General features: G+C 69.4%; 13 protein-coding genes. 3 read left to right on the plus strand and 10 right to left on the minus strand.

Annotation, left to right across the window (positions count from 1 at the left end; translation table 11 throughout):
• Positions 1-134: 134 nt before the first annotated feature.
• The 3 genes from AC1DSC_RS17480 to AC1DSC_RS17490 all read left to right on the plus strand — a co-directional run bounded on the left by AC1DSC_RS17480 (position 135) and on the right by AC1DSC_RS17490 (position 3,840).
• On the plus strand, positions 135-1,118 hold the full coding sequence (locus tag AC1DSC_RS17480) for an ABC transporter permease (RefSeq protein WP_018904253.1): 984 nt from the start codon (positions 135-137) through the stop codon (positions 1,116-1,118).
• Between the two features lie 114 nt (positions 1,119-1,232).
• Positions 1,233-2,108: an ABC transporter permease gene (locus AC1DSC_RS17485; protein ID WP_018904252.1), complete on the plus strand. Its 876-nt coding sequence runs from the start codon at positions 1,233-1,235 to the stop codon at positions 2,106-2,108.
• A gap of 1 nt (position 2,109) precedes the next feature.
• Positions 2,110-3,840: an ABC transporter ATP-binding protein gene (locus AC1DSC_RS17490; RefSeq protein WP_018904251.1), complete on the plus strand. Its 1,731-nt coding sequence runs from the start codon at positions 2,110-2,112 to the stop codon at positions 3,838-3,840.
• 12 nt (positions 3,841-3,852) lie between these two features.
• Here the strand turns inward: AC1DSC_RS17490 and AC1DSC_RS17495 are convergent, their stop codons facing one another.
• The 10 genes from AC1DSC_RS17495 to AC1DSC_RS17540 form a co-directional block, all read right to left on the minus strand.
• Positions 3,853-4,269, minus strand: coding sequence for a PIN domain-containing protein (locus AC1DSC_RS17495; protein ID WP_478131836.1), 417 nt, complete (start codon positions 4,267-4,269; stop codon positions 3,853-3,855).
• Positions 4,266-4,532, minus strand: a complete 267-nt coding sequence (locus tag AC1DSC_RS17500) for an antitoxin (RefSeq protein ID WP_018904249.1) — start codon at positions 4,530-4,532, stop codon at positions 4,266-4,268. Before AC1DSC_RS17500 ends, AC1DSC_RS17495 begins: the two co-directional genes overlap by 4 nt.
• Before the next feature lie 164 nt (positions 4,533-4,696).
• Positions 4,697-6,298: an ABC transporter substrate-binding protein gene (locus tag AC1DSC_RS17505; protein WP_018904248.1), complete on the minus strand. Its 1,602-nt coding sequence runs from the start codon at positions 6,296-6,298 to the stop codon at positions 4,697-4,699.
• 40 nt (positions 6,299-6,338) lie between these two features.
• Positions 6,339-8,060: a hydantoinase B/oxoprolinase family protein gene (locus AC1DSC_RS17510; protein ID WP_369664584.1), complete on the minus strand. Its 1,722-nt coding sequence runs from the start codon at positions 8,058-8,060 to the stop codon at positions 6,339-6,341.
• Positions 8,057-9,742: a hydantoinase B/oxoprolinase family protein gene (locus AC1DSC_RS17515; protein WP_369664585.1), complete on the minus strand. Its 1,686-nt coding sequence runs from the start codon at positions 9,740-9,742 to the stop codon at positions 8,057-8,059. The genes AC1DSC_RS17510 and AC1DSC_RS17515 overlap by 4 nt, the downstream gene beginning before the upstream one ends.
• Positions 9,739-11,895, minus strand: a complete 2,157-nt coding sequence (locus AC1DSC_RS17520; protein ID WP_051128007.1) for a hydantoinase/oxoprolinase family protein — start codon at positions 11,893-11,895, stop codon at positions 9,739-9,741. The genes AC1DSC_RS17515 and AC1DSC_RS17520 overlap by 4 nt, the downstream gene beginning before the upstream one ends.
• Before the next feature lie 220 nt (positions 11,896-12,115).
• A complete protein-coding gene (locus tag AC1DSC_RS17525) occupies positions 12,116-13,807 on the minus strand; it encodes a rhodanese-like domain-containing protein (protein ID WP_369664586.1) in 1,692 nt (563 codons plus the stop codon).
• A 91-nt stretch (positions 13,808-13,898) separates the two neighbouring features.
• The gene (locus tag AC1DSC_RS17530; RefSeq protein WP_018904243.1) at positions 13,899-15,524 is read right to left on the minus strand and encodes an ABC transporter substrate-binding protein; all 1,626 of its coding nucleotides are present in this window, start codon (positions 15,522-15,524) and stop codon (positions 13,899-13,901) included.
• Positions 15,521-17,053: an amidase gene (locus tag AC1DSC_RS17535; RefSeq protein ID WP_018904242.1), complete on the minus strand. Its 1,533-nt coding sequence runs from the start codon at positions 17,051-17,053 to the stop codon at positions 15,521-15,523. The genes AC1DSC_RS17530 and AC1DSC_RS17535 overlap by 4 nt, the downstream gene beginning before the upstream one ends.
• Positions 17,054-17,069: 16 nt before the next feature.
• Positions 17,070-18,680: an ABC transporter substrate-binding protein gene (locus tag AC1DSC_RS17540; protein WP_062365365.1), complete on the minus strand. Its 1,611-nt coding sequence runs from the start codon at positions 18,678-18,680 to the stop codon at positions 17,070-17,072.
• Between the last annotated feature and the right edge of the window lie 133 nt (positions 18,681-18,813).

The raw sequence follows: 18,813 nt of genomic DNA on the forward strand, positions 1-18,813 counted from the left end.
AGCCTTCAGGCGGCCATGTAGCCAACGAAGCAAACCGCATATCCGTAGAAGAAAAACTTCCTTCGCGGCACGGGCCAGGCCCGCATACGCTGCAAGCCCATCGACCGCTTTTCACCAGGACTGCACCAACTCCCATGAACCTGCGCAGCGCAAGCCGCACGCTGGCACGCACGGCCTGGCAGGCCGTGCCGACCGTCGTCGGCGTGATCCTTCTCAATTTCGTGCTGATGCAGTGGATCCCGGGCGACGCCGCCGACGTGGTGGCCGCCGAATCCGGCTCCGCCACGGCCGAGAGCATGGCGCAGTTGCGCAGCCATTTCGGGCTCGACCTGCCCGTGCTGCACCAGCTTGGCGCCTACCTTGACAACCTCGCGCATTTCAGCCTCGGAACTTCGCCGCGCTACAACATGCCGGTGGCGTCGCTGATCGGCGCGCGGCTGGGCAACACGCTGCTGCTGATGGTCACGGCCCTGGCGTTCGCCCTGGCCATCGGCATTGCGCTGGGCACCATCATGGCCACCCGCGTGGGCCGCTGGCAGGACCGCACGCTCTCGGTGCTGGCGCTGCTGCTGTACTCCACGCCGGGCTTCTGGCTCGGCCTGATGGCCATCGTGCTGTTCTCGGTGCACCTGGGCTGGCTGCCCACCGGCGGCAGCGAGAGCATCGGCGCGGGCTACACCGGCTGGACGCACGTGTTCGACGTGGCGCGCCACCTGGTGCTGCCCGCGCTGGCCATGTCGGGTTTCTACATCGCGATCTTCTCGCGCCTCACGCGCGCCGCGATGCTCGAGGTGGCGCGGCAGGACTTCGTGCGCACCGCCGAAGCCAAGGGGCTGCACCCGTGGACCGTCAACCTGCGCCATGTGCTGCGCAACGCGCTGATTCCCGTCACCACCGTCGCAGGCATGCATTTCGGCACGCTGCTGGGCGGCGCGGTGGTGGTCGAGACGGTGTTCAGTTGGCCCGGCCTGGGGCGGCTGGCCTTCGATTCGGTAGCGGGCCGCGACTACACCGTGCTGTTGGGTGTGCTGTTGATGTCCTCGCTGCTGGTCATCCTGGCCAACATGCTGGTCGACCTGCTGCATGCCTGGCTCGATCCCCGTATTCAGGTGCGCTGAGTTCCCTCTCCAGATTTCTGACTGCGATTTCCAATGTCCACACCATTTACCCTTGATGCAGCCATTGGGCAACCGGCAGCGCCGACTCCGGTCGCCGCACGCCGTGCGCCGGCAGTGGCCGCGAAGTCCGCCGTCGACGCGAAGCCGCTGTCCAGCCGCCACGCTGCGCTGCGCGCCTTCCTGCGCAACCCGGCCGCCGTGGCGGGCATGGTGCTGCTGGCCTTCATGCTCGTGCTGGCGCTCGCCGCGCCACTGCTGTACCCCGGCGACCCCCTCGACATGGTGGCGCCGCCGCTGCTTTGGCCGGGGCAGGACGCCGCCTATCCGCTCGGCAGCGATTCGCTCGGCCGCGACGTGATTGCCGGCATCGCGCACGGCGCACGCATCTCGCTCGCGGTGGGGGTGGTGGCGGCCACGCTGAGCCTGTTGATCGGCGTGCTCGTGGGGGCCTCGGCCGGCTACTTCGGCGGCCGTGTCGACGACGTGCTGGTGCGCATCACCGAGCTGTTCCAGACCATGCCTTCGTTCCTGTTCGTGATCGTGGTGGTCGCGATCGGCCAGCCTTCGGTGCCGGTGATCGTGTTCGCCATCGGGCTCGCGTCGTGGCCGGTGATCGCCCGGCTGGTGCGCGCCGAGTTCCGCACGCTGCGCGAGACCGAGTTCGTGCTGGCCGCGCGCAGCCAGGGCTTCGGCCACGCGCGCATCATCTTCCAGGAGATATTGCCCAATGCGCTGCCCCCCGTGATCGTGACCACCTCGGTGCTGGTGGCGAGCGCCATCCTCATCGAGTCGGCGCTGTCCTTCCTTGGCATGGGCGACCCCAACGCCGTGTCGTGGGGCAGCATGATCGGGCAGGGGCGCGAACTGCTGCGCACCGCCTGGTATCTCACCGCATTGCCGGGCGCGGCCATCGTGCTCACGGTGCTGGCGCTCAACCTCGTGGGGGACGGGCTCAACGACGCGTTCAACCCACGGCTGAGGGGGCGTTGAGATGACGCTCGAACAAGTGCAGGCCACGCCGCCGCTGCTCGATGTGCGCGGCCTCGATGTCTTCTTCCACGGCTCGAACGGCCCGATCCAGGCTGTGCGCGGGCTGGACCTGGCCATGCAGCGCGGCGAAACGCTGGCGCTCGTGGGCGAATCGGGCTGCGGCAAGTCGACCACCGCGCTGGCACTGCTGCGGCTGCTGACGCCCGGCGCGGTGCTGCGCGGCAGCGTCCACTTCGATGGACGCGACATCCTCGCGCTGCCGCAGGCCCAATTGCGCGAAGTGCGCGGCCGCGAGATCGCGATGATCTTCCAGGAGCCGATGACTTCGCTGAACCCGGTGCATACCATCGGCGCGCAGATCGAGGAAACGCTTCGCCGCCACGAAAAGCTCTCCGCCGTCGCCGCGCGCAAGCGGGCCATCGAGCTGCTCGACTTCGTGCGCATTCCCGAGCCGCACCGGCGCATCGACGACCATCCGCACAACCTCTCGGGCGGCCAGCGCCAGCGCGTGATGATCGCAATGGCCGTGGCCTGCAAGCCGCGCCTGCTGGTGGCGGACGAGCCCACCACCGCGCTGGACGTCACCATCCAGGCCCAGATCCTCGCGCTGCTCGACGGCCTGCGCCGCGAACTCGACATGGCCTTGCTGCTGATCACGCACGACCTCGGCCTGGTTGCCCAGTGGGCCGATCGCGTTGCCGTGATGTATGGCGGACAGAAGGTCGAGGAGGCGCCCACCTCCAGACTCTTTGCCGCGCCATCGCACGCCTACACCCAGGGCTTGCTCGGCGCGTCGCTCCATGCCGGCAGTTCGCTGCACTACGCCGATGCGCGGCTGCCCGAAATACAGACCCGGCTGGACCCCGCGACCGGCGTGCGCGACTTCACGCTCCATGTGCCCCGACCCGCGTCGAAAGTGCGGGCCTTGCGTGTGCGCGGCCCGGCCGCCGAGCCGCTGCTGTCGGTGCAGGACCTGCGCACCGACTACCCCCAGCGCGGCGGTGGCGTGCTGCATGCGGTCGACGGCGTGTCGTTCGATATTCGCGCGGGCGAAACCATGGGCCTGGTGGGTGAGTCGGGCTGCGGCAAGTCGACGCTGTCGCGCACGCTGCTGCGGCTGGCGAACCCGGCTTCCGGCCGCATCGTGTTCGACGGCACCGACATCGCGCCGCTGCCGGAAAGAGCGCTGAAGCCCTGGCGGCGGCGCGTGCAGATGGTGTTCCAGGACCCGTACGCGTCGCTGAATCCGCGCCGCAGCGTGTTCGACATCATTGAATCGGTGCTCAAGGTGCATGGCGTGTCGGATCGCGCGGAACGGCGCAACCGGATCGCCGCCATCCTGGAGCGCGTGGGCCTGCCCGCCGATGCGGGGCGGCGCTTTCCCAACGAGTTCTCGGGCGGTCAGCGCCAGCGCATCGGCATTGCGCGCGCACTCGTGCTGCGGCCTTCGCTGGTGGTGCTCGACGAACCTGTGTCGGCGCTCGACGTCTCGGTGCAGGCGCAGATCCTGAACCTGCTGGTGGAACTGAAAGAGGATTTCGGGCTCTCGTACCTGTTCATCTCGCACGACCTTTCGGTGGTGCGCTACATCGCCGACCGCGTGATGGTGATGAACAAGGGAAAGATCGTCGAGACCGGCAGCCATCGGGACATCTGGGACCGGCCGCAGCATCCGTATACGCGCAGTTTGATTGCGGCTGTGCCAGGAATGGAGCGGCGCAAGGCGGCTTGAGGCCCCCGGTGCTCAGTGACCCGTTGGTTCGCGAAGCCAGTTGTCGAGCACGAGGCCGGGCACGCGTGCGAAGTGTCGCGTGTTGTCGGTGACGACCACGGCGCCGACTGCCAATGCGTGCGCCGCAATCATTTCGTCGAAATCGCCGATGGGCGTGCCGCTCGCCTTCAAGTGGGCGCGCAGATCGCCGTGCTTCGTTGCCGCTTGCGCGTCCCAGGGCAGGATGGGCGAGATGCGCAGGAACTCCTGCACGATCCGGTGCAGCCGCACAGCTTCGGGACGTCTCGCAATGCCGAATCGAAGTTCGGAGCAGGTCACTGCGGAAATGCACCATTGGCCCGGAGCCATGGCTTGCAAGCGGGCGTCGAAGGCCGGATTGCCACGGATCGCCTCGCTTGCCGCATTGGTGTCGAGCATGTACAGCGTCATTCCTTCCAGCCTTCGAACGGATCGCGCTGTTGTTCGCCTTGTTCGCGCGCGGGCATGAAGTCGGCAGGAATGGTGCCCAGTTGCTTGCGCAACTGCATGAACGCGTGCCAGTCCGCTGGCGCGCGGGTGGACAGGATGACGTCGCCTGTAGCCTCATCGCGTCGGATGTAGACCTCGGTGGTGTCGTCGAACCGAAATTCGGCAGGCAGGCGCACGGCTTGGCTGCCGCCGGTCGCAAAGAGCTTCGCGATGGATTGCGACATGAATGGACTCCCAGAGGGTGCAGTGTAGATATTATTGTATATACATTGACCAATGCAGTCAAGAAACACCAGCTGCGCCCGGGCGACTCCGAACCAGCGCTGCCAACGCGCGACCAGCAGTTCCGGGACCAACTTTGCGGGCGCGAAGAAAGGGCGATCAGGGCCTATTTCTTCGCCGCGTCCACCCAGACATCCGCCAGGTTCGACTCGACCCCATCGGCCGTCAGCGAGTGGTCGTGCACGCGCTGGTTGGCGATGGTGATGAACACCGGCTGGTAGAGGTTCAGGTCGGGCACGTCGCGCGCCACGGTGTCCTGGAAATCCTTGAAGAGCTTCAGGCGCCTGGACGGGTCGTTCTCGATGGCGGCGTCTTCGAGCAGCTTGTCCACCGCCGGGCTCTGGTAATGGGTGCCGTTGGAGAAGGGCACGCCCTTGATGAAGTTCTTCGACCAGTACAGGCGCTGCACGCCGACGGTCGGGTCGAACAGGTTGCTCGCGCCGTTCGTCGTGAGGGCGAAATCGCGGTCGGTGTAGATGCGCTTGATGAAGGCGCTCGGGTCCTGGGCGCGCACTGTCGCCGCGATGCCGATCCGGGCCAGTGCGGAGCGCAGGTAGTCCGCCAGGCGCGGACCGTCGGAGCCGATGGGATTGAAGTCCAGCGGCACGCTGAAGCGCACGCCGCCGGCCTTCTTCGGAAAGCCCGCCTCGTCGAGCAGCGCGTTCGCCTTCTTCAGGTCGAAGGCGTAGGGGGAGGGCGCGGGGTCGTGGAAGGCCTTCAGGCCCGGCGCGATCGGCGAGTAGCTCACCTGGCCGTAGCCGTAGTTCACCACCTTCACGATCACGCTGCGGTCGACCGCGCGGGCCACGGCCTGGCGCACCTTCTCGTTCCTGAAGTACTCGTTGTCGAGGTTGAACTCCAGCCGCGTCACGTTCGACGAGTAGCTGTTGCCCTTGGTCTCGAAGCGCAGCGCCGGCACTTTCTTCAGGCGCTCCAGGTCGGCCAGCGGGACCGGTGTGCGGTAGCCCAGGTCGACAGTGCCGGTCTCGAAAGCCACGGCGGCGGCGGCCGGGTCGGTCACGAAGCGCACGATCAGCTGGTCGACGAAAGGCTTGGGCTTGTCCCAGTACTCGGGATTGCGTTCGTACACGATGTGGCTGCCACGCACCCACTCCTTGAACCTGAACGGGCCGGTGCCGACCGGGGCGTTGTTGTTCGGATTGCTGGCGGGGTCGGTGCCTTCGTAGGCGTGTTTGGGCACGATCGGCGTCTCGGTGGCCACCAGCGCGCGGATCAGGTAGGGCGCGGGCTTCGACAGGCGCAGCACGGCCGTGTATTTGTCGGGGGTGTCGACGGCCGTGAGATTGGCGAAGGTGTTGCGCCCGCGCGGGTGGATCTTCTTGAGCAGTTCGATGGAATACGCCACGTCGGCCGAGGTGAAGTCCTTGCCGTCGTGCCACTTCACGCCCTGGCGCAGGGTGAAGGTGTAGGTCAGGCCATCGGGGCTGATCGCCCACTTGGTGGCCAGCTGCGGCTGCGGGTTGACGTCGTGGTCGTACTTGAGCAGGCCTTCGGTGACCTTGGCGCTCACGCTCAGGATGGGCGTGGCGACGTTGCCGATGGTGACGAGCGCCGTGGGCTCGCTGGTCAGGAGCAGGGTGAGCGTGCCGCTATGCGCGGGCGGAGCCGCATGAGCGGCAAGGTGTGCTGCAAGCAGGGTGGCGGCGACGGCGCTGCGAAGCCGCAGCGTCTGGATCAGGAGATGCATGGTGGGGAGAGACTGGCGACGTGAAAGAAAAAGAAGAAGGTCAGGCATCGGCCGGCTCGGCACTTTCGGCGGCCCCGTTCGCTTCGGCCGAGACCAGGCCTTCGCGCAGGTCGCGCGCCACCGCCGCCGGGTCCCGCCTGGACGGTGGGCCCAGGCCGCCGCCGCCGGGCGTCTCGACGATGAGCCGGTCGCCCGCAGGAATCAGCTGCCGCCCCTTGGCGCGCAGCCCGGCGCCCGAAGCCAGCCGCAGCCGGCCCGGTGCGCCGTCGAACCCGCCAAGCGCACCGCGCGCAGGATGGTCGACCCGGTCGAACGCGGCGGCGATCAGCATGGCCGCGTCTACGCGCGCATGCCGCACCTCGATGACCTGGCCCAGCCCGCCGCGCATGGTTCCGGCGCCGCCGGAGTCGGTGCGGAATTCCTTGCGCTCGAAGACGATCGGCGCCTGGGTTTCGAGAATCTCGAGCGACACGTTGCGCACGCCGCTCGGGTAGGCCGTCACCGACAGTCCGTCCTTGCCCGGGCGCGCGCCGGTGCCGCCGGTGGAGAAGCTGATCGCGTTGAAGCGCGGGCCGCGCCGGACCGCCTCGGCGTTGGCCGCGGAGGTGCCGGCCAGCACCTCGCCGCCGACGAGTTGCAGGTTCCACAGCGAGGAGGCCCCCTCGGCCGGCACGCGGTCCGGCCTCGCCTGGCGCAGCGCGCCGAACACCACATCGGGCAGCAGCTGGCCGACCACATGGCGCGCGGTCACCGCGGCCGGATGCAGCGCATTCAGGATGCAGCCGGCCGGCGCCTCGACGCGGATCGGTGCCAGCGAGCCGGCGTTGTTGGGCACGTCGGCACCCACCAGGCAGCGGATGCCGAAGGAGGTGTAGGCGTCGGTGTAGGCCTTGGGCACGTTGATGCCGCGCGCCACCGTGCCCGAGGTGCCGCCGAAGTCGACCACGATGCCGTCGTCGGCGATGGTGACCGACACCTGCAGCGTGATGGGCGCGTCGTAGCCGTCCGCCACCAGCGTGTTGTGCCAGGTGCCGCGCGGCCAGTCGCGCAGCGCCTCGCGCATGGCCTGGGCCGAGCGTGCGATGACGAATTCGCCCAGCGCCTGGAGATCGTCGAACCCGAACTCGCGCAGCAGCGTGCGCAGGCGCCGGCCGCCCACCTCGTTGCAGGCGACCAGCGCGTACAGGTCGCCCTCGACCTGCTCCGGGTCGCGCACGTTGGCGCGGATGATCGCGCGCACGGCCGGATCGACGGTGCCTTTGCGCACGAAGCGCAGGATCGGCAGGAACAGGCCTTCGTGGTAGATCTCCAGGCCGTCGGGGCTGGAACCGATGCCGCCGATGTCGACCACGTGCAGCGTGGAGGCAAACAGCGCCACCGCGCGCCGTGCATCGCCTTCGCCATGGAAGACAGGCTTGACCATCGTCATGTCGAACAGGTGGCCGGTGCCCTTCCACGGATCGTTGGTGAGGAACACGTCGCCGTCTTCCATCGTCTCGATGGGAAAGCGCTGCAGGAAGTGCTTGACCGACTCGGCCATCGAGTTGACGTGGCCGGGCGTGCCGGTTACGGCCTGCGCGATCATGCGGCCGTCGGGCAGAAACACGCCGGCCGAGAGGTCGCCGGCCTCGCGCGTGGAGGTGCCGAAGGCGGTGTGGATCAGCACCTGGGCCTGTTCCTCGACCACGGAGAGAAGGCGGTTCCAGGCGAGCTGGTTGCGGATGAGCTGGCGGCTGGCCAGCGCCTTGGGCGTGTTGCTCATGCGGCGGTCCCTGTGGATTCGACAAGAGGCGCGGGGGCGGCGGCTCCGACGAGCCCGGCCTTCAGGTCGCGCGCAGCCAGCGCGGGGTCGCGCCTTGCCGGGTCGCCCAGGCCCGCGCCACCGGGCGTCTCGACCACGAGCACCTCACCGGCGGGAATGACCTGGCGGCCCTTGCCGCGCAGCGCGGTGCCCGAATGCTTGAGCCGCGCGGCACCCGGCGCACCGTCGCCGCCACCGAGCGCGCCGCGCGCCGGAAAGCGCACGCGGTCCCAGGTGGCCGAGAGCACCATCGGGTCGCCGTCGGCGTTCTCGATCTCGATGACCTGGCCAAGTCCGCCGCGCGAAGCGCCGGCGCCACCCGAGCCGGGCCGGTATTCCTTGCGGCGGAACAGCAGCGGCGCCTGGGTCTCCAGGATCTCGAGCGACACGTTGCGCACGCCGCTCGGATAGGCGGTGGCCGAGAGCCCGTCCTTGCCCGGCCGCGCGCCGGTGCCACCGGTGCTGAAGCTCACGATGTTGAAGCGCCGCGCGCGCCGCAGCGCCTCGTTGGGCCCGCCCTCGATCGGCTGACCGCCGGACAGCCGGATGTTCCACAGCGACGAGGCGCCCTCGGCCGGCACGCGGTCCGGCCGTGCCTGGCGCAGCGCCCCGAACACGAGGTCGGGCAGCATCTGGCCGATGGCCGCGCGGGCTGCCACCGCGGCAGGCGGCAGCGCGTGGACGATGGAGCCTTCGGGTGCCACCACGCGGATCGGTGCCAGCGAGCCCGCGTTGTTGGGTACGTCGGCACCCACCAGGCAGCGGATGCCGAAGGAGGTGTAGGCGTCGGTGTAGGCCTTGGGCACGTTGATGCCGCGCGCGATGGCGCGCGAGGTGCCCTCGAAATCGACCAGGATGCCGTCGTCCGAGATGGTGACGGCCGCATGCAGTTCGACCGGCGTGTCGTAGCCGTCGACCGTCATCTGGTTGCGCCAGGTGCCCTTGGGCCATTCGCGCAGTGCCTCGCGCATCGCGAGCCGAGAGCGTTCGATGATGTAGTCGCCTTGCGCCTCGAGGTCGGCCAGGCCGAACTCGCGCAGCAGGCGCTGGAGTCTGGCGGCGCCGACGGCATTGCAGGCCACCAGTGCGTGGAAGTCGCCCTCGACCTGGCCGGGCTCGCGCACGTTGGCACGCACGATGTCCAGCACGGCCTCCTCGAAGACGCCTTCGCTCACGAAGCGCAGCGGCGGCAGGAACAGGCCTTCGTGGAAGATTTCCAGCGCATCGGGCCCGGCGTTGACGCCGCCGATGTCCACCACGTGCACAGTGGACGCGAACAGCGCCACGAGCTTGCCGCCGTGGAACACCGGCGTGACCATGACCACGTCGAACAGGTGGCCCGTGCCTTTCCATGGATCGTTGGTGACGAACACGTCGCCGTCGCGCATGGTGTCGGCCGGAAAGGCGCGCAAGAAATGCAGCACCGAATCGGCCATCGAGTTGACGTGGCCCGGCGTGCCGGTCACGGCCTGCGCGACCATCCGGCCGTCGGGCAGGAACACGCCGGCCGAGAGGTCGCCGGCCTCGCGCGTCGGTGTACCGAAGGCGGTGCGGATGAGCGCCTGCGCCTGTTCCTCGACCACCGCGAGCAGCCGGCTCCACACCAGTTGCTGGCGCAGCGCCTGACGGCCTGTAGCGCTCATGCAGGGACCGCTTCGGCGGCCTCGGCGTGGTCGAGCTGGACGGCGGTCGTGTCGTTGAGCACCAGCGCGCCCAGCTTGCTGATACGCGCCTCGAAGCCGGCGATGACGTGCGTGGTCGTCTCGTCTTCGACGATCAGCGCCGGGCCTTCGATCCACTCGCCCACGCCGAGCGCGGTGCGTTCATAGACCGGCACCTCGGCCCACCGGCCGGCGTCGGCGTCGTACAGGCGGCGCGTGCCCGAAGGTGCGGCGCGGCCCGTGTCGGCCGCCACCTCGTCAGGCTCCGGCGCCGCGCGGCCCCCGGCCTCCACCGCGACGGACCAGCTCACCGCCTCGGCCGCGATGTGCGGCAGGCTGCGGCCGTAGAGCGCGGCATAGCGTTCCTCGAAGCGTCGATGCAAAGCCTTGCTCGCGGTCGCATCGAACGGGCCTTCGGGCAACTCGACCGGAATCTCGTGGCCCTGGCCGGCGTAGCGCATGAAGGCCTGGCGATGGCGCACCAGCGCGGCCCCGGGCGCGGCGCGCAGCACCACGTCGTCGGCCGTGGCCGTGAGCTCGATCAACAGCTTGTCCACCGCGGCATGGTCGATGCGGTCGAGCCGCTGCGCGAGGCTGCGCACGGTCTGGTAGGCCACCGGCGCCCACAGAAAACCCAGCGCCGAGCCGACGCCGGCCGAGTTGGGAATCACGAGCCGTGCGATGCCCAGCTTGCGCGCCAGCAGGGCGGCATGCAGCGGCGCCGCACCGCCGAAGGCGATCAGCGTGCTTTCTTCCGCCGCCTTGCCGAGTTCGGAGGCATGCACGCGCGCGGCATTGGCCATGTTCTCGGTGACGATCTCGACCACGGCCTGCGCAGCAGTTTCCACATCGAGGCCGGTCTGCGCCGTGAGGCCCTGCAGCAGCGTGTCGCGTGCGCGCTGCGGGTCGAGCCGCACCTTGCCGACCGCGAAGCGCGCCGGGTCGATGGTACCGAGCGCGACGTGCGCGTCGGTCACGGTGGGTTGTTCGCCGCCCAGGCCGTAGGCGGCCGGACCGGGCGCGGAGCCTGCGCTGTCGGGACCGACCTGCACCACACCCAGGTGGTTGACGCGGGCGATGGAGCCGCCGCCCGCGCCGATCTCCACCATCTCGATCACCGGAATGCGGATCGGCAGGCCCGAGCCCTTCAGGTGCCGGTGCACCCGGCCGAACTCGAAGCTGCGGCTGATCTGCGGCTGGTAGTCGTCGATGAAGCAGATCTTGGCGGTGGTGCCGCCCATGTCGAACGAGAGTGCGCGCGTGGCGCCGATCTGCTCGGCCACCTGGCGCGCCAGCACCGCACCGCCCGCGGGGCCCGACTCGACCAGCCGCACGGGCTCGTCGATGCCGGCCTGCAGCGTGGTGATGGCGCCGCCCGATGTCATGAGGAAGGGCTCGGCACGCAGGCCGCGTGCGCTCGCGCCTTCCTGCAGGCGGCGCAGATAGCCCGCCACCTGCGGCTGCACATAGGCGTTGGCGCTGATGGTCGACAGGCGCTCGTACTCGCGGATCTCGGGGCACACGTCGGACGCCAGCGACACCCACAGGCCGGGCGCGTGCTGGCCCAACAGCTCGCGCACGCGGCGCTCGTGCGCGGGATTGGCATAGCCGTGCAGGAAGCACACGGCCACGCTCTCGATGCCGTCGGCCAGCAGTTGCTTCGCGAGCACGGCCACCTGCGCTTCGTCCAGTGGCGTGATCACGCGGCCGGCCGCATCCACGCGCTCGACCACCCCGTGGCGCCAGTGGCGCGGCACCAGCGGTGCAGGCTTGTCGAGGAACACGTCGTACTGCGCGAAGCGGTCTTCGAGACCGATCTCCACCAGGTCGCGAAAGCCGTGCGTGGTGAGCAGCGCCGTGGACGCGCCCTTGCGCTCGATCAGCGCGTTGGTGGCCAGCGTGGTGCCGAGGATCAGCAGGTCGACATCGGCCCAGCCGATGCCCGCCTGCTGCAGCACCTCTTGCACCCCGCCAAGCACGGCCTGCTCGGGGGCGGCCGGCGTGGTGAGCACCTTCAGTGTGTGCTTCTCGGCGCCGCGCAGCAGCACCACGTCGGTGAAGGTGCCGCCGACGTCGACGGCCACGCGGACGCGCGGATCGGGTGCCACGGAAAAGGAATTGGATTTCGAGGACATGGAGAAGAGATATTCGCTGGCTGGAGTCAGAGTGCCGGCACAGCGGGCGGCGGGGGCTTGCGCCAAGTGGGCGATCGGGTCCTGCGGATCCTCGAGTCCGACATGCAGCCGCAGCACGGGCGCATCGCCGGTCCATTGCCGGTGTGCCATGGCGGAATTCGAAGGAAACCCAGCAGGCGGCGATCTTGCGAGGCCGTGCTTGCCGCTGCAACGAACGCCTTCAACTATCGATATGCGGTTTTTGGTGCGCACTTTCGTGCGCAGCGGCTGGCAGGCGGAAGCTGGCCAGTTCATCGGGTGCGCATTGGGCGATCAGGCCCAGCTCCCAGTCGAGGTAGCGGCGCGCCGCGTCGAGGTTGCCGTCATGGCGGTCATGGACGAACAGCAGGTAGTCGATGGCCTCGGCGTCCGGCGGCGACGCGGGCGTGGCCTGCTGGGCCCAGCCCGCGGACTCGACCGCCTCGGCGCGGGCCCATGAGAGCTGCTGCCATCCGGCCTCGCGCAGGTCTTGTGCGGCCAGGCGAGCGATGGTTTCGTCGGCTGCGATCAGCAGCACCGGGTGCTGCAGGTTGCCGCCGGTCGCGGCCAGGGCATCGGCGGCCACGCGGGGACGGATCGACCAGGTGGCGCCGCGCGCATGGCGTGCCCTGTAGGTTCGCGAAGGGCGCAGATCCACCACGGCGGGTGGGTCGGCGCCGTCTTCGCGCAACGTGGCCAGTTCGGCGGCGTCCAGTTCCGCCACCGCCGGCGGAAGCCTCGCCGGCGCGCGAACCGGAACGCGCAGCTCGCCGGCCAGGCCGTCCTCGACCAGCGCCGCATCGAAGCCGAGCCGGCGCAGCCACAGCGCCACCACCGGGGCGCGCACGCCGTCGTCGTCGAGCACCAGGACGCGCGCGTGGCGCACGCCGATCTGCAGGTCGGTGGCCTGGAGCAACTGGCCGCCCGGCGCGTGGCGTGTGCCCTGCAGGCCGCCGGCGGCAAATTCTTCCGCCGTGCGGACGTCGAACACGAAGGTGGTGCGGGTGCCGTCGTCGAGCCATGCCTGCGCCTCGGCGGCGCTGAGCACGGGCACGCCCGCGCGCTGTGCCGCCGCAGCGGCATCGTCGCGTGCGGCCCGGCGCTGCGCGGCATTGGGTGCCGGCGGGAGCGTCCGGGCGCTGCCGCGCTCGAGTTCGAGGCCCGCGAGTGCCCAGCCCTGTGTGCCGTTCTCCAGCGCAAGCACGGGGTTCGGCACGCCAAGGTCGCGCAGGATCTGCGCGCCGACGATGCTGCGCGTGCGCCCCGCGCAGTGCACCACGATCGGCGTGGCCGGGTCCGGCACCAGCGTGCGCCAGCGCAACGCCAGTTCGCCGTTGGGCACGGGAATGGCGCCGGGCAGCGTCATCTTGCGATGCTCTTCCAGCGTGCGGCCGTCGAGCAGCACCAGCGGTTCGCCCGCGCGCTGCCGGGCAGCCAGGGTGTGCGCGTCGATGTGCGGCACTTCGAAGGCATGTTCGGCGAGTTCGCCGAAGGTCTTGGACGGCAGGTTCACGCCCTTGAACAGCGTGTGGCCGGCGCGCGACCAGGCCGGTGCGCCGCCTGCGAGCACCGACACGTCGTCATAGCCGAGTGCGACAAGGCGTCCTGCGGCCTTGCGGGCCAGGGCCGAGTCCGTGTCGCCGCCGTCGAACAGCACCGTGCGGGTGGCGCGGCAGGGCACGAGGCGGGCAACCTCGGTTTCGAGGCGGCTGTAGGCGGCATGCACCGCGAAGAAGGGATGGCCTTCGCCGTACTGGCCGTGCTCGCGAACGTCGAGCAGGGCGAGTTCGCGGCCGTCCAGCAGCCATTGGTGCAGGGTGGCCGCGGAGATGGCGGGTGCGAATGCCGATGGGGCCGCGCGGGCGGGAATGGGGATTTCGGCAGTGAGGGACATGGGTGCGCTGAAGAAGAAAGAGGTCGGCGGCACCATAGCTCCGCGGCGGATGCGCCGCTACGAAGACTTCCGCATAAGCAAACGCGGTGGATCAGGTGCCGATCCACGCACCGGCCAGGTTGCCGGCAATGCCGTCCGCGCTCACCGTGTGGCCGCGCACGCGGCGGTCGGCGATGGTGTAGCTGTCGATGGCCAGCAGCGTGATGTCGGGCAGGTCGCGCACGATGTGGTGCTGGAACTCGGTAAGAGCCTGGCGCCTGCGGCCCTCGTCCACCTCGACGGCCGCGGCTTCGAGCAGCCGGTCCACTTCGGGATTGCTGTAGCCCGATCCGTTGGAGAACGGCAGGCCCTTCTTGAAGTTCTTCGACCAGTACAGGCGCTGGATGCCGACGGTCGGGTCGAAGGTGTTGCTCATCACGCTCACGTGCAGGTCGAACGCGCGGTCGGCATAGATGCGGCGCACGTAGGTCGCGAAGTCCTGCGAGTTGATGGTGACCTCGACGCCGATGCGGGCGAGGCTCTGCTTCAGGTACTCGGCCGTGCGCTGGCCGCCTTCATTGGGGATCGGCACCAGGGCCAGTTTCAGCCGCAGGCTGGCGCCGGCCCTGCCGCGCGTGAGGCCTGCCGCGTCGAGCAGCGCCTCGGCCTGCTTCAGGTCGTAGGGCAGCACCGGAAGGTCGGGCACGTAGAACTTCTTGAGCGCCGGATGCACCGGCCCCGGAATGAGCGTGCCCTGGCCGTACCACACGGTCTTGCGCACCACCTGGCGGTTGATGGCGTGTGCGATGGCCTGGCGCACGCGCAGGTCCTGCAGGGCCGGGTTCTCGAGGTTGAACTCCACGCGCGAGACGCTGTTGATGTATTGGTAGCCGTTCGGCTCGAACACCAGGTTTGGCCTGGCGCGCAGCCGCTCGACGTCGCCCAGCGGCACCGGCGTGCCGGGGCTCAGGTGCACTTCGCCCTTCTCGATGGCGGCCGCGCGCGCCGCCGCATCGGGGATGAAGCGCACGATGAGCCGGTCGACGTAAGGGCGCGGCGCATCCCAGTAGTTCGGGTTGCGCTCGTAGGTCACGTGGCTGCCGCGCACCCATTCCTTGAAGATGAACGGGCCGGTGCCGATGGGGGCGTTGTTCGCCGGGTTGGCATCGGCCCTGCCGCTTTCGTACAGGTGCCGGGGCACGATCGGCGATTCGGAGGCCGAGAGCGCGGTGATCAGGTAGGGCACCGGCTTGGTCAGCACCAGCACGGCGGTGAATTCGTCCGGCGTGCGCACCTCGGCCACGCTGGAAAAAGTGGCGCGGCCGCGCGGGTGATATTGCTTGAGCAGCCCGATGGAATGCGCAACATCGGCCGAGGTGAAAGGCCGGCCATCGTGCCACTTCACGCCGCGGCGCAGCGTGAAGGTGTACTGCAGGCCGTCGTTGCTCACGGCCCAGGCGGTGGCCAGCTGCGGCTGTGGCGCCAAGTCGAAGTCATAGCTCAGCAGGCCTTCGGTGACCTTGGCCGAGACCAGCACCGACGAGCCCGCCGAATGCGCAATGGTGGTGAGCGTGGGCGGCTCGGGGTCGATCAGCACGGTGAGCGTGCCGCCGCGCACGGGGGCGGCCGCGGCCGCGGCGGCGGGCTGGCCCTGTGCCCACGCAGGTGCAAGGCCTGCGAGGCCGAGGCTCGCGCCGCCCTGCAGGAAGGCGCGGCGATCGATGGTGCTCCGGGTCATGGCCGCGATGCCCCGGTGGCCGGGCCTGCGCTGAATCCGGGCGGTGCGATGAAGCCCCCATAGACCTCTTCGAGCAGTTGCGCAAAGGCGATGGTCGTGCGGTCTTCGAGGTACGGGCCCACGGCTTGCGCGCTCACCGGCAGCCCGTTGTCGTCGAGCCCGACCGGAAAGCTCGTCGCCGGCAGGCCCGGCAGCACCGGCAGGCCCGCCCAATGGAAAAGATCGAAAAACGGCACCTCCCGCGTGCCATCCTCGAACTCGACGGGATAGGTGCGCGCATCCTTCGGCTCGCTGTGGTCGTGGCGGAAGGCCGGCAGCGGCGCGACCGGCGTCACCACCACGTCGAAGGTCTCGAAGAGGCGCTCCCATCGGTGGCGCAGCGCGACGCGCCGCTCGTTGTCCTGGAGCCAGTCGCTGTGGCGCAGCGTGGGCGCGCGCAGCCATGCGGCATCGGCGCTGTCGTCGTCGGCCGCCAGCGCTTCGAGCCGTTTCTGCGCCGCCTTGCTCAGCGCGGGCGGCGAGGCGAGCGACGAGCCGAGCAGGCTGCGGTAGACGCGGTGCGACGCCGTGAGATCGGGCAGCAGGCCGGACGGCAGTTCCGAAGGCCGGCTCACCTTCGCGCCCTGCGTGCGCAGCCGCTCCACCACGCGCTCGACCACCAGCGCCTCGTGCAGGCTGCGGGCGCTGCCGGGCCATTCGTCGATCACCAGCACGCGAAAGTCCTTGAGCTGCACGTGCCGCGCCGGCGGCAGCGTGGCCTTCCAGGCCTTGGCGGCCAGCGGCTCGAGGTTGACGAGCAGGTCCAGCGCGAGCTCGAGGTCGGACGCGGTGCGCGCCAGCGGACCCGCCACGCTCAGGTCGCGGTCGGCCAGCCGCCCCGAGGGCACGCCGGTGCCTCGCATGGCCACCAGCCCCGCCGTGGGCTTGTGGCCGTACACGCCGTTGAAGTGCGCAGGAATGCGGATGGAGCCGCCGATGTCGGTGCCCAGTTCGAGCGCCACATAGCCTGCCGCGAGTGCCGCGGCCGAGCCGCCCGAGGAGCCGCCCGGCGTGCGCGTGGCATCCCATGGGTTGTTGCTCACGCCGTAGATGGCGTTGTAGCTCTGCAGGTCGGCCAGCGCGAGCGGCACGTTGCTCTTGCCGACGATCACCGCGCCGGCCGCGCGCAGCGCGGCGACGGCCAGCGAGTCCTGTTCGGCCACGTTGTTCGCATGGTCGGGGTTGCCGCTCGTCGTGACGAAACCGGCGACGTCGAATGATTCCTTCACCGTGATCGGCACGCCGAGCAGCGGCCCGCGTTCGCCGCGCGCCAGGGCCGCGTCGGCTTCGCGGGCGGCCGCACGGGCGCCTTCGTCGTTGCGCACCACCACGGCGTTGAGGTCGTTGTCGAATTGGCTGATTCGCGCCAGCGCATGTTCCAGCAGGTCGACGGCCGAAACGCGGCCCGCGGCCAGCGCCTCGGCCTGCGTGCGGGCGCTCGCGAAGGTCAGCGAATCCAGAAGGGAGGAATGGAGGTCCTGGGTGGTCATGGTTGCTCTCGTGTGGTCACTTCCTGGGGTCGATCCATGCGTCGGACAGGTCGCCGGACATCAGGTCGATGCTGTTGTGGAAGTCGTGCAGGCGCGCGCTGTGCACCACGATCGAGGGCACGGTGACGATGGGCAGCACCGGCAACTCGCGCCCGACGATCTGCTGGATCTGTTTGAACTGCGCGGCGCGCCTGCCCTCGTCGACCTCCACGGCCGCCTGCCGAAACAGTTCGTCCACCTGCGGGTTGTCGTAGTGGGCCGCGTTGACCCAGATCAGCGGATTGCGCACGCCGTCGCCCCAGTAGATGCGCTGCACGCCCACCGTCGGGTCGAACAGGCGGCCGAGGCCGTTGATGTTGAGGTCGAAATCGCGCGTGCTGTAGACGCGCTTGAGGAAGGTGGGCAGGTCGCCGTCGACGATCTCTACCTTGATGCCTACCCGCGCGAGCGCGGAGCGCAGGTAGTCGGCCGTGCGCTTGAACTCCGCGCCGGGGATGTAGCTCAGCCGCAGCGAGAAGCGTTGGCCGCCGGCCCTCTTCGGCTGGCCCGCCTCGTCCAGCAGCTTGTTGGCTGCAGCCACGTCGAAGGTGTCGCGGAAGGTGCTGTCCTCGTAGTAGTCGGACAGCACGCGCGGGATCGGCGAGTTCACCACCTCCGCGCGCCTGTAGTAGATGGTGTTTCGGATGAAGTTGCGGTCGATGGCTTGCGCAATGGCATGGCGCACCTTCGCGTTCGCGAGGACCGGGTTTTCCACGTTGAACTCGAGGAAAGACGCGTTGTTGAGGAAGCCGTCGTAGCCGTCGTCCACCTTGAGCTTCGGGTTCGCCGACAGGCGTTCGAGGTCGGCCAGGCTCACGCCTTGCGCGACATCCACCTCGCCGGTCTCGACGGCGGTGGAGATCGCGGCCGGGTCGCGCACGAACTTCACGATCACGCGGTCGATGCGCGGATGGCCCTGGCGCCAGTAGCCGGGGTTCTTGCGCAGCACCAGGTGGCTGCCGCGCACCCATTGCTCGAAGACGAAGGGGCCGGTGCCCACCGGCGCGGCATTGTTCGCGCTGCCCAGCGGGTCGCCGTCGGCGTAGCGGTGCGCGGGCACGATCGGCAGCTCCGCCGACGACAGCGCCTTGATCAGGAACGGCGCCGGCTTGGCCAGCACGATCACGGCGGTGAGCGGATCGGGCGCGTCGACGCGCTCCACGTTCGCCAGCGTGATGCGCCCGCGCGGGCCTTGCTTCTTCTGGGTCAGCACCGAGTAGCGCACGTCCTCGGCGGTGAAATCGCGGCCGTCGTGGAACTTCACGCCCGCGCGCAGCTTGAAGGTGTACTTCAGGCCGTCGGCGCTCACCTGCCACGAGGTCGCCAGCAGCGGCTGGGGGTTGAACTTCGCGTCGTAGCGAAGCAGGCCCTCGGTGACCTTGGCGCTGATGTTGCGGTTGTCGGTCTTCGTGTCGAGGAAGGACACGAGCGAGGTGGGCTCCTGCGACACCGCATAGGTCAGCGTGCCGCCGTCCACCGGCACGGGCGCCTTGGCCTGCGCGAGCGCCGTGAAGGACAGCGAGGCCAGCGCCAGCTGAAGCAGCCGTTGGTCTGACCAGAGTTTCCGGAGGAGGGAAGAGAGAGCCATGGAGGAGGTCACCGTGTCCAAGATGGGTGCAAAAGGGCAGACGATGGTCCCGGAAAACGGCGCCGACACTTAGCATTTTTTCGATCTTGGAAATGCGCTGCCTGCCTGCGGGCAGTTGCGTTGCGCCACGCAC

It is taken from the genome of Variovorax sp. 01N425 (genome assembly GCF_056399465.1).

Bases quoted from the DNA above. Each gene is read 5' to 3' on its own strand.
- AC1DSC_RS17525 (WP_369664586.1), bottom strand. From the start codon at position 13,807: ATGTCCCTCACTGCCGAAATCCCCATTCCCGCCCGCGCGGCCCCATCG.
- AC1DSC_RS17540 (WP_062365365.1), bottom strand. From the start codon at position 18,680: ATGGCTCTCTCTTCCCTCCTCCGGAAACTCTGGTCAGACCAACGGCTG.
- AC1DSC_RS17530 (WP_018904243.1), bottom strand. From the start codon at position 15,524: ATGACCCGGAGCACCATCGATCGCCGCGCCTTCCTGCAGGGCGGCGCG.
- AC1DSC_RS17520 (WP_051128007.1), bottom strand. From the start codon at position 11,895: ATGTCCTCGAAATCCAATTCCTTTTCCGTGGCACCCGATCCGCGCGTC.
- AC1DSC_RS17480 (WP_018904253.1), top strand. From the start codon at position 135: ATGAACCTGCGCAGCGCAAGCCGCACGCTGGCACGCACGGCCTGGCAG.
- AC1DSC_RS17495 (WP_478131836.1), bottom strand. From the start codon at position 4,269: ATGACGCTGTACATGCTCGACACCAATGCGGCAAGCGAGGCGATCCGT.
- AC1DSC_RS17490 (WP_018904251.1), top strand. From the start codon at position 2,110: ATGACGCTCGAACAAGTGCAGGCCACGCCGCCGCTGCTCGATGTGCGC.
- AC1DSC_RS17515 (WP_369664585.1), bottom strand. From the start codon at position 9,742: ATGAGCGCTACAGGCCGTCAGGCGCTGCGCCAGCAACTGGTGTGGAGC.
- AC1DSC_RS17510 (WP_369664584.1), bottom strand. From the start codon at position 8,060: ATGAGCAACACGCCCAAGGCGCTGGCCAGCCGCCAGCTCATCCGCAAC.
- AC1DSC_RS17500 (WP_018904249.1), bottom strand. From the start codon at position 4,532: ATGTCGCAATCCATCGCGAAGCTCTTTGCGACCGGCGGCAGCCAAGCC.
- AC1DSC_RS17535 (WP_018904242.1), bottom strand. From the start codon at position 17,053: ATGACCACCCAGGACCTCCATTCCTCCCTTCTGGATTCGCTGACCTTC.
- AC1DSC_RS17505 (WP_018904248.1), bottom strand. From the start codon at position 6,298: ATGCATCTCCTGATCCAGACGCTGCGGCTTCGCAGCGCCGTCGCCGCC.